At 66.6% G+C, this 10,880-nt stretch carries 10 protein-coding genes; 6 read left to right on the top strand and 4 right to left on the bottom strand.

From position 1 onward, the window contains the following. Positions 1–4 precede the first annotated feature (4 nt). The 3 genes from LG299_RS07455 (at position 5) to LG299_RS07445 (ending at position 2,667) form a co-directional block, all read left to right on the top strand. Positions 5–844: an SGNH/GDSL hydrolase family protein gene (locus LG299_RS07455; RefSeq protein WP_404434445.1), complete on the top strand. Its 840-nt coding sequence runs from the start codon at positions 5–7 to the stop codon at positions 842–844. Positions 845–925: 81 nt separating this feature from the next. Beyond that, positions 926–1,102 carry a hypothetical protein gene (locus tag LG299_RS07450; RefSeq protein WP_404434443.1) on the top strand — a complete coding sequence of 59 codons (177 nt, stop codon included), beginning with the start codon at positions 926–928 and terminating at the stop codon, positions 1,100–1,102. Between the two features lie 89 nt (positions 1,103–1,191). Next, positions 1,192–2,667 (top strand): MFS transporter, encoded by a 1,476-nt coding sequence (locus tag LG299_RS07445; protein WP_404434442.1) that lies wholly within the window; start codon positions 1,192–1,194, stop codon positions 2,665–2,667. Here the strand turns inward: LG299_RS07445 and LG299_RS07440 are convergent. The 3 genes from LG299_RS07440 to LG299_RS07430 are packed head-to-tail and all read right to left on the bottom strand — an operon-like array spanning position 2,664 to position 6,331. Beyond that, entirely contained in the window at positions 2,664–4,121 is a 1,458-nt protein-coding gene (locus LG299_RS07440; protein WP_404434440.1) for a phytoene desaturase family protein, read from the bottom strand. The two genes, LG299_RS07445 and LG299_RS07440, sit on opposite strands and share 4 nt — an antisense overlap. Positions 4,122–4,155: 34 nt before the next feature. Then, positions 4,156–4,812 carry a response regulator transcription factor gene (locus tag LG299_RS07435; RefSeq protein WP_404434439.1) on the bottom strand — a complete coding sequence of 219 codons (657 nt, stop codon included), beginning with the start codon at positions 4,810–4,812 and terminating at the stop codon, positions 4,156–4,158. 1 nt (position 4,813) lies between these two features. Continuing rightward, complete coding sequence (locus tag LG299_RS07430) at positions 4,814–6,331, bottom strand: ATP-binding protein (RefSeq protein WP_404434438.1); 1,518 nt, start codon at positions 6,329–6,331, stop codon at positions 4,814–4,816. Between the two features lie 88 nt (positions 6,332–6,419). Between LG299_RS07430 and LG299_RS07425 the strand changes: the two genes are divergently transcribed. From LG299_RS07425 to LG299_RS07415, 3 genes are all read left to right on the top strand, one after another. Then, on the top strand, positions 6,420–7,586 hold the full coding sequence (locus tag LG299_RS07425; protein ID WP_404434436.1) for a phosphotransferase: 1,167 nt from the start codon (positions 6,420–6,422) through the stop codon (positions 7,584–7,586). 99 nt (positions 7,587–7,685) lie between these two features. Continuing rightward, entirely contained in the window at positions 7,686–8,102 is a 417-nt protein-coding gene (locus tag LG299_RS07420; RefSeq protein ID WP_404434435.1) for a hypothetical protein, read from the top strand. A 143-nt stretch (positions 8,103–8,245) separates the two neighbouring features. Next, positions 8,246–8,812, top strand: coding sequence for a hypothetical protein (locus tag LG299_RS07415; RefSeq protein WP_404434434.1), 567 nt, complete (start codon positions 8,246–8,248; stop codon positions 8,810–8,812). A gap of 12 nt (positions 8,813–8,824) precedes the next feature. On the opposite strand, the gene LG299_RS07410 is transcribed toward LG299_RS07415, so the two are convergent. Beyond that, positions 8,825–10,873: an NAD(+) synthase gene (locus tag LG299_RS07410; protein WP_404434433.1), complete on the bottom strand. Its 2,049-nt coding sequence runs from the start codon at positions 10,871–10,873 to the stop codon at positions 8,825–8,827. Positions 10,874–10,880 lie beyond the last annotated feature (7 nt).

Here is a 10,880-nt window from a genome sequence, read left to right as displayed (position 1 = left end):
CCACATGGGCATGAATCGCCGCGGACGCCGAGCGGTCGCGATTTTTACTGCTGCGGTCGTTCTGACCGGGTCACTCTTCACCGCTTCGTCGGCCTCGGCCGCCCCGCCGCTCCCCGTGAAGATGGCGGCCCTGGGTGATTCGATCTCGCAGGCCGCGATGACGTGCTCGAGCCTGTTGAGTTGTCCCCCGAACGGGTGGTCGACCGGTACCACCGCATCGGTGAACTCCCACTTCACGCGACTGCGCACAGCTGGGGCGACGAGTCTCGTTGCGTACAACAACGCGGTCTCGGGGGCGCTGTCCGGCGGATTGAACGCACAGGCGGCAAAGGCTGTAAATCAGGGAGCGCAGTACGTCACGGTTCAGATCGGTGCGAACGATGCCTGCACGCGGACGGTGGCCACGATGACCCCGACGGCGACCTTCAAAGCAAACGTCGCGGCGGCGCTCACAACACTTTCCGCCAGTGCGGCCGCGCCCGAGATCTTCTTGTCGAGCATCCCGAATATCAAGCTCATGTACGACATCAACAAGTCCAGTACCAGCGCGCGTCTCGCCTGGGGCCTGCTTCGAATCTGTCAGTCGATGCTGGCAAACCCGACCAGCACCAAGGCCGCTGACGTTCAGCGACGCGATGCCGTCCAGGCCCGCGTCACCGAATACAACACCGCGCTCGCCGAGGTGTGCGCGGCGACAGCGAAGTGCAAGTGGGATGGTGGGGCTGTCGCGAACTACGCGTTCGTAAAGGCCGATATCTCCACACGCGACTACTTCCACCCCTCAGCGACAGGACAGGCCGTTTTGTCATCGATCACGTGGAACGCATCGCAGTGGGCGTCGTAGGGCAGCGTCGAGACTGAGATCGAAAGCGCCCGCCCAGCCGCACGGAATCCGTATCGTTGCCGATCGCCTTAGGCTGGAGCGGTGAACAAGAGCACTCTGTGGACCGTCATCGGTGTGATCGCCGCCGTCATCATCGCCTGGGTGCTTGTCGATGTGCTGTTCAGCGTGCTGTGGTTCATCGGCAAGCTGATCATCGTCGCTATCGTCGCGGCGATCGTCTTCTTCGTCTTGCGGAGCATGTTCTCGCGCATGGAGTAGCGGCCGAGACTCCGTACTCGGCTCGGACGATCTCGCGCAGCTGCGCGCTGCACCGCTCGATCGTTAACGTGGGGACTAGCCTGAGGGGGATGCCTCAGACGTCCGCTCACCCCGCCACCAGTGCCATTCCGATCTCGGCTGCCGCGCGCTGGCGGGCCTTCTGGGTGTGCGTTGCCGTCGCCGCGATCACGATCATGGACCTCACCAAGGTCAACGTCGCTCTGCCGTCGATCGGGGAGGCCTTCGATGCGGGATCGACCGAACTTCAGCTCATCGTTTCGGGCTTCATCCTGACCTTCGGACTCGTGCTCGTACCCATGGGTCGCCTCGGTGACCAGCGTTCGCGTCGCATGCTGTTCGTGGTCGGGCTTTCGCTTTACACAGCGACCAGCATCCTGTGCGCAGTGGCACCCACCGCTGAAGTGCTCCTCATCGGGCGACTTCTGCAGGGAGTCGCCGCCGGTATTCAGATGCCGCAGGTGTTGGGGATGGCGCAGGAACTTTTCCAGGGCAAAGAGCGCGGACGCGCGTTCGGTTTGTTCGGTGCGACGATCGGCATCGCCACCGCGTTCGGTCCGACGCTCGGGGGGTTGCTCATCGCCATCGGCGGCCCCACCGACGGGTGGCGGCTCATCTTCTGGATCAACGTCCCGCTGTGCCTGATTGCGATTGCGCTGGTGCTCTGGCTCCTGCCCGACACCCGCACCCGTTCGCAGCGGAAGGTGCAACTGGACCCCGTCGGACTGCTGTTGTTCGCAGCATCCGTCGTCGCCCTCATGTGGCCGTTCCTCTTCACGACCGGCGCTCCGACCGACAACCCCGCGCGGTGGTGGCTGCTGATCGCGTTCGCGCTGTTCGTCGCCGGGTTCATCGCCTGGGAGCGGCGATACGCCGCACAGGGGAGAAGCCCGCTCATTCCGCTGAAGCTCTTCCGCATCGCGTCGTACCGCAACGGCACGCTGTTGCAGACGGCCTACTTCACTGCCGCGCCCGCCCTCTTTCTCATGACGACGCTGTACCTGCAGACGGGTCTTGGGCTCGAGCCTGTCTTCGCCGGGATGATCTCCATCGGCTTCGCCCTCGCGAGTGCGGTGACCTCGTGGATCGGCGGCAACCTTGTCGGCAAGTTCGGGCGGATCGTGGTCGTGTGGGGATTGATCGGGATGCTGGTGTGCGTGGGTGGTCTCGTTCTCTGCGCGCTGTTCGTGCCCGCCGCGTGGACCCCGTACGCGATGGCTGCCGTGATGGTGGTGGGCGGCGCGGGTGGAGGCCTCGTGATCGCACCCAACCAAACGCTGACGCTTGCTGATGTCCCCGTCAAGCAGGGCGGAGTGGCGGGCTCGGTCGGCCAACTCGGTCAACGAATCGGTGCCGCTGTCGGTACCGCCGTCGCGCTCTCGCTCTTCTATGCGACGATCTACCGCGAGACCGGTACTGCGACGGATGAGGTCATCTATCACGATGCCTACGCGTTCGGCATGCTGTCCGTGGGGATCTTCCTCGCGCTGGCGTTGATCGTCGCCGTCGTCGATCTCACCGCACGCAAGCGCGGCACAGAGGTCTAGCCGAACAGCTCAGCGAGGCTGACGCGCTGACCCGCGTCGCGCAGAGCGGTCTGCGCAGCGAACCACCCGGGCATGCCGGTCACTCCCGGACCCGGGGGAGTCGACGCCGAGGCGAGATAGACACCCGTGATCGGGGTGCGCCACGGCGATCTCGACACGACAGGTCGACGGATGGCCTGTGTCACCGAGAACGCGCCACCCAAAATGTCGCCACCGATGTCGCTGGGGTTGTAAGCGGCGCGTTCGTGCGCCGACATGGCCTGAGACCCGAGCACGCGTGAACGGAAGCCGGGCGCGAAACGCTCGACCTGCCGCGTGACGAGATCGGTGGGGTCGATCGTCGAGCCTGCGGGAACGTGAATGTACGCCCACAGCACACCGTGCCCGGCGGGCGCCCGCGAGGTGTCGAGAACCGACGGCTGTACCGCCAGCACGTACGGGTGGTCGCTCACGCGCCCATCGGCGACCGCGTTCTCGCTCGCCCGGACCTCTTCGGCTGTTCCGCCGAGGTGCACGGTCGGCGCTGCCGTCACGTCGGGGTTCTCCCACGGAATCGGGCCGTCCAGCGCGAAGTCCACCTTGGCGGCGCCCGAGCCGTACCGATAGCGGTTCACCGCTCGGGCGTAGCGCCCCGGAATCTCGGGATGTGTGCGGACGAGCCGCGGCGAGGTGTCGAGCATCAGCAGATCGCCAGCATCCGGATCCCCGAAATCGAACCCGTCCAGCGATCTCACATGCACACCCGTCTCGATCGTGCCGCCGTGCGCCTGAATGTCGTCCGCCATCGCGTCGGCGATCGCCTGCGCGCCGCCGTGCGGAAACGACCATCCGTCACCGGCGTGCGCATGCGCAGCGAGGAAGAGTCCCGAGGCCGCCGCGCCTAGTGAGGGCAATCGGGTACCGGAGTGCGCGAACACTCCGGCCAGCAACGCGCGTCCGGCTTCGGTGCGCAGAGCCGTCTCGCCGAGCGCAGCACCGGTGAGCAGGGTGCGCACACCGAAGTGTGCTGTCGCGAGCGGATGCCGCGGCATCCGGATCAGCTGATTGCCCGTGAAATCCACCACACCTTCGAGGCGTTTCGAGAGCGCGCCGACGAGGCGGCGCCACCCGTCGCCATCCGTGCCGAGCTCAGCGACCGTCAGTTCGAGATCTCGCCACGCGATCGCCGCGCGGCCGCCATCGAGGGGATGCGCGAAGGCGGCCTCTGGCACGTGCCACTGGAGGCGGTTGCGTAGTCCGAACGCGCGGAAGAACGGTGACGACAACGCCGCGGGGTGCACGGCCGAGCACACGTCGTACCGGAATCCAGGAAGCGGGCCGTCGGCGGTCCGCACGCCCCCGCCGATGGTTCCGGATGCCTCGACCACCCGCACTTCGTACCCCGCGCGGGCGAGCGCCACCGCGGCGGCGAGCCCGTTCGGGCCGCTGCCGACGACGGTCGCGCGCCTGGCCATACCCCCCAGTCTGCCGTGTCGGTGCTGCGGCCGGTCAGGTGAGGCGATAGCCGACGCCGCGCACGGTTTCGATGCGGTCGTGTCCGAGTTTTTGGCGGAGGTAGCCGACATACACGTCGGCGACGTTTGACCCGGGATCGAAGTCGTACCCCCACACGCGACTGAGCAACTGTTCGCGGCTCAGTACCTGCCCAGCGTTGCGCACCAGTTCCTCGGCCAGCGCGAACTCCCGTGCAGAGAGCTCGACCTCGACACCGGCGATGTGTGCGCGCCGGGTGCGCACATCGAGCGCGAGGTCGCGGTGCGCAAGCTGGGACGGTGTCTGCCCTGTGTCGCGGCGCATGCGCAGCCGGATGCGTGCCACGAGTTCATCGAAGCGGAACGGCTTGCCGAGATAGTCGTCTGCCCCGCCTTCGAGCCCGGCGATGGTGTCGTGCAGTTCGATGCGCGCGGTAAGCATGATCACCGGCATTGTCGACCCCGACCCCCGCAGGCTCTCGAGCACGCCGAAGCCGTCGAGGCCGGGCAGGTTCACGTCGAGCACGAGCAGGTCGAACTCTCCCGTGAGAGCCAGATCGAGCGCGTCCGGCCCGGTGGTCGCCACGCGTGTGGCGTATCCCGCGGCTCGCAGGCCCTTGTCGATGAACCCCGAGATGCGTGCCTCGTCATCGGCGATGAGTATCGATGCCATCTCAGCTCCTCTTCTCGGTGACGACTTCGGGCGTTGGCAACGGGGGTCGCGGCGGAATCACGAGCTCGCCACGTGCGGTCGCTTTCTTTTGCACGATCGGGATCGAGATCACAAACTGTGCCCCGCCACCATCGGCGTCCTGCGCACGCACGGTGCCGCCGTGCGCGCGGACAATGAGTTGAACGATGTTGAGGCCCAGTCCGCTCCCCGTCCGGCCCGCAGCATCCGTCCCTCGTCGAAAGCGATCGAAGACGCGCACCTTCGCTTCATCCGAGACGCCGTGTCCGAAGTCGCGGACGACAAGTTCAAGATGGTCTCCGACGACGCCGCTGGAGAGCACCATCTTCCCGCCGCCGTGGGTGACGGCGTTCTGCGCGAGCTGCAGCACGGCCTGCGTCATGCGCGCAGGGTCGAGTGACGTCACGATTTCAGCGACGTCGCCGGCCGTAGCATCCGCCCCCTCGATGCCCTGCACCTTGCGAAGAATCTGTCGCACCAGATCAGCCGCGTCGACGGGCACGGCGCGGATCGGCGCGGGACCGTGCAGAGCCGCGGCGGCCGCGAGTTCCTGCACCAGGTTGCCCATGCGCTCGAGCTCGTCTACGGCGAGATCGCGAGTGTCACGTACATCGCGCGGGTCTTCGGCGTCTACGACCTCGAGGTAGCCGCGCACGATGGTGATGGGTGTTTTCAGCTCGTGCCCGACATCGCTGAGCAGCTGACGCTGCGAGTCCAGTGCGTGGTCGAGACGATCCAGCATCGCGTTCATCGTCTGCGCCAGATCGGAGACGTCATCATGGCCTTGGATGGGTAGCCGCTCCGAAAGGGACTGCGCTGACACGCGTTCCGCGGTCTCACGCATCTGGCGCAACGGTCGCAGCAGACGCGTGGTCACGAGTGCTGCGGCACCAGCGATCACCGCCACCGTGACGGCGGTCGCGATTGCCCACACGCGGACTGCGCTGTTGATCTCGGCGAGCTCGGCTTCGATGTCGTACGCGATGACGAAGGTCGAGGTCGACTCGGTGTCGGTGTCGAGGTGGATCGGAACGGCGAGGTAGCGCCAGGTCACGCCATCGCCCGCATACGTGCCGATCACCGGATCGGAGGTCGTCACAGTATCGACGATGTGCGGTACGAATCCGGGTGCCTCTTGCAGATCGACATCCAGCGGAACGCCCGGGACGAGCCGCGCGGCGCCGTCGGTGAGCCCGATCACTCCGGTGTTGTCATCGGGTGCCGCGCGCTGCACGACCGCTGAGAGCGCAGCGACCGATGCCGCCCAGGTCCCGGTGTCGGGTGACCCCGCTTCGACCAGAAACCGGGCCGAATCGAGGTTCGCGCGAAGCAGATCATCCACTTGATTCAAGATCCGTTGACGCTCTTCGAGGTAGACCACGATTCCGACGGCGAGCATGCCGAGAGCCGAGACGATGGTGATGACGGCGATGAGCCGGGTGCGCACCGAGAACCGCGGAAGTGCTCGCCGCTTCTTCTGGCCCCCGCCGACGTCCGTCACATCATTCAGTATGGTCGGCCCCCGGCGGTACGAGACGAAGCCTAAGAGAGCTCTCACGTCGCCGAGGCGCCCAGCGTGATGTGATCGGATGGTGCACTCTGAACCTCCCGAACGGGCGCTCTTGCTCGATGCCCTGAGCCTCGCTGCTGACATAGAGGTGACCCTCGTGAGCCGAGAGCCACTCGGTGCGGGGGCGGTCGCCGGCTTCGACGTGAGAGCAGTAGGCGAGCCCGCCACCTACTTCATCGACACTTCGGAGCGCCGCGTGGATCGGGAGACCGGACTCCTGCAGGGCAGTCCGGACGCGCCCGAAGTTCGGGTGTGGCTGCATCCCTCCGATCCCCACCTACCGGCTCTGGCGCCGGTGGCTTTCGCCCATGCCGCAGCATCACTCCTCGCGCGTCTCGGGATCGAAGACATCGGTACGCCCGAGATCGTGGCATACCGGCCCGGTCGGCGCGCGGTGCTTCGCGTCGACGCGAGAGATGCCCCGGTATGGATCAAGGTGGTACCACCTTCGCGACTGGCGCGAATTGTGGACGTTCACAGGCATCTGGTTTCTGCGGGGCTCCCGATTCCCGCGCTTCTGGGGTGGTCCGAAACGGGACTGCTGGTGATCGGGAACGCTGCGGGAGTACCGGCCGCGGAGGCGCCGTGGACGCCCGACGGGTTCGTCTCTGAGGTTGACGACCTGCGCGCACGCCTCGCACGGTTGACCCTCAACCACAGCGCTCGGACGCATCTTGAACGTCGGCTCGACTGGTATGCGGAACGGCTGGCGGCAGTGCTGCCCGCTGATGCCGCCGCCGTGGCTGCGGCGGTCGCGAATCGGGCACGCGCCGTGAACAGCCCGGAGCCGGCGGAATCGGTCCACGGCGACCTGCACTTCGGGCAACTCTTTCTTGACGACCGACACCAGATCGTCGGTGTGATCGACGTCGACACCGCGGGCACAGGTGTGCGGAGTGCGGACTCTGGAGCATTCATCGCACACGCCGTGGCCAGCGCACTCTTGACAGCAGCACCACGGGATGTGCGGGTGTGGCAACTGGCGCGGGTAGCGTTCGAGCGGTGGGACGTTTCGGAGGGACCGTCCGTCCGCTCCCGCGCCGCCACTCACTTGCTGGGGCACACCCTGGGTGCATGGGAAGCTACACACCACGACCGAGCGCTCGCGCTCCTGGCGATGGCGGATGCGGTCTCCCACGGGGACGCGGCGGCGTTGGATGCCTCGACGCCTGGTCCGTCACTCTAAGAGCGATCTCATCTGCTCCTTTGATGCCGCTTACCGCAGACTCGCAGACTGATATTGCTCGGTTCGGGTCCGAACCCCCGCCGGGCGGAAGGAGAGATCATGGAAAAGAAGAAGTGGGTCACTTTCGGAGTGGCCGGAGCCGTCGGACTCACGATCGTGGGCGGCGCCGCTGCAGCCACGGCCGCGAACATGAATCTGCAGGGCAACGACGGATCCGTCGTTCCGGGCGGGCCCGTCGTCGGAACCAACAACGGCGTGCTCGATCGCGGAGGTGTGCAGATGCGCGTCACCGACACCTCTGCCTCGGTCGTCTCGGCTCCGACGTCGACTTCGGCCTCTGGTATCTCGATCGCGTCACCGGTAACCCCAGCGTCGCCTACGTCCTCGCTGTCAGTGGTGAGTGCCTCCACGCCGGTCGCTCCTCCGGCTCCCGCTCCTCCGGCTCCCGCGCCGGCACCCGACTCGCCGGCAAGCGCGGCCTCGATCGGGTCGGTCGCATCGGCGGGGTCGTACTAGAGCCCAGCCGCCGCCGAGGACAGCGTTCCCCACATCGGGAGCGCCGTCTTTGGCGTGTGGCGACTTCCGGTCCCCGCGTCCAGCGACCAAGATGAGAGAGAGGCCGCGAGCGCGGCAGAGCGGGGGAGCGCATGGAATCGGTCTTGCTGGATACGCCATCGGGCATCACGGCTCGACTGGGGTGGGATCCCCGCACGTCGGAGCACGATCGCAAGCGCGCACTCGCTCGCGAGCTCGTCGCCGCCCAACTCGGGGTGGAAGCCAAAACTGTTCGTCTTGAGAGGGAGTCGCCGGGTGTGTTCGGTTTTCACACTCAGCTCATCGCCGAGGTCGATGGACAAGAGGTCCCCTTGGCAATTCGCAACGTGAGCTTCCGCGGGGCGACCGTGGTCGCCGTTGCCGATCCTGCGCTTCCCGTCGGCCTCGATCTGCGTGACGCACATCCGGACGATTCGACCCTGCGAGAGATGCGCCGCCACTCCCACCTCCTGGATGAAGACGATGTGTCCAAGCTCGTGGCTCACTGGACGCGGGTGCAGGCAGTCCGTGATGCCGATGGCCGTGGTGCACGCATCGCCGGCGAGCACGTGCGGCTGGACACCGGCCTGAAAAAGGGGTGGATTCCCGATCGCCGTGTGTACTACCAGCTAGCCGACCTCTCGCGCGACAGCTGGGTGATCACGATGGCGTACGGGGCGCTCCCCGCCTGAGCAGGTGCGCGTTCACTCGGGCGGCAGCGCCGCGTCGAGTTCGGCCAGCCATACCGCGGCGTTGCCGTCGCTCGGCGCTCTCCAGTCGCCACGCGGAGAGAGCGACCCGATCGGCGAGACCTTCGGCCCGTTGGGGATCGCGGAGCGCTTGAACTGCGCGAACCCGAAGAAGCGCTTGAGGAAGACCCGCAACCACTTCGTGATCGTCGGCAGGTCATAGGAGTAGTGATCGGCGTCGGGGAACCCCGGCGGCCAGGCGCCGGCATCCTTGTCGCCCCAGGCATGCGCGGCGAGGAATGCGATCTTCGACGGGCGCGTGCCGTGTCGCAGAATCTCGGCCAGCGCGAAGTCGTGCAGCGCGTAGGGTCCGATCGTGTCTTCGGTTGACTGCACCTTGCCGTCTTGGCCGGCAGGTACCAGTTCGGGCGAGATCTCGGTGTCGAGCACCGACTGCAGGACTGCGGCGGTGGAAGCATCCACCTGACCGTCCGAAATCACCCATCGGATGACGTGCTGAATCAGCGTCTTCGGGACCCCGGTGTTCACGGCGTAGTGGCTCATCTGGTCGCCGACGCCGTACGTTGCCCACCCGAGGGCGAGTTCTGACAGGTCGGACGTGCCGATCACGAGGCCGTTGTTCCGGTTCGCGAGCCGGAAAAGGAAGTCGGTCCGGATGCCGGCCTGCACGTTCTCGAATGTGACGTCGTAGACCGGTTCGCCACCGGCGAAGGGGTGCTCGATTCCCTTCAGAATCTCTGTCGCTGCCGGCCGAATGTCGATCGTCTCGATCGAGGCGCCGATGGCTTCGGCCAATGCGATGGCGTTGGACTTCGTGTGGTCGCTGGTCGCGAATCCGGGCATCGTGTAAGCGAGGATGTCGCTCCGGGGATTGCCCATACGGTCCATTGCGCGGGCGATCACGAGCAAAGCGTGGGTCGAGTCGAGCCCACCACTCACGCCGATCACGGGCTTCGGCCCCCCGATCGCCGAGAGGCGTTGCACGAGCCCAGAGACCTGGATGTTGAAGGCCTCGTAGCAGTCCTGGGCCAAGCGAGCCGGGTCGTCGGGAACGAACGGGAAACGGTCGATCACGCGCTTCAGCCCGACATCCGTCGCCGGCGGGTCGACCTGAAAGTACACGGTGCGATAGTCCCGCGCGTGTGTGCGACGGTTGTCATCGAAGGTGCCCTGGCGCAGTCGATCTTGGCGCAGGCGGTCGAGATCGACGTCGGCGACCGAACGGCGCGCGCCATCGGGGAAGCGCTCTGTTTCGGCGAGAAGCGCCCCGCCCTCGTAGATCATGGTCTGCCCGTCCCACGACAGATCGTTGGTCGACTCACCCGTGCCCGCAGCGGCATAGGCGTATGCGGCGAGGCAGCGGAGCGATTGCGACTGCACGAGCGCGTGTCGATCTTCGGCGCGAGCGATCGTGATCGGCGAGCCGCTGAGGTTGAGCAACACGGTCGCACCCGCGAGTGCGGCGAGCGACGATGGGGGAACAGGCACCCAAACGTCTTCGCAGACCTCGACATTGACCACGAGCCCCGGAATGTCGAGCGCTTCGAACAGCAGGTCCGTGCCGAACGGCGCCTCGAGTTCGCCGATGCGGATGTCTCCGCCGCGCTGGTCGTCACCCGGGGCGTACCAGCGGCGCTCATAGAACTCGCGATAAGTCGGCAGGTACGACTTCGGAACCGCGCCGAGCAGCTCTCCGCGATGGATCACGACCGCGCAGTTGTAGAGGCGGTTGCGGTGCCGCAGCGGCGCGCCCACGACCAGCATCGGGAAGAGATCGACGGATGCCTCGACCAGCAGCGCGATGGACGCCTCGACGGCGTCGAGCACGGCAACCTGCATCACGAGGTCATCGATCGCGTATCCCGTCAGACACAGCTCGGGGAACACCGCGACCGCGACCGCCTCGGCAGCGCACTCGCGCGCGGTCGCCAGCACCGCCTCGGCATTGGCGGCGGGATCGGCGATGACCACGGGTATAGTGCAGGCCGCAACCCGCGCGAAACCGTGGCGGTAGGCGCTCTCGAACGGTAGCTCGGTGCTCACGCCCCCA

The sequence above is a fragment of the Microbacterium lacus genome, assembly GCF_044794305.1.
GTDB lineage: Bacteria > Actinomycetota > Actinomycetes > Actinomycetales > Microbacteriaceae > Microbacterium > Microbacterium lacus_B.
The sequence above is the reverse complement of the archived record's forward strand: the minus strand, read 5'-3'. Positions and strand labels throughout refer to the sequence as shown.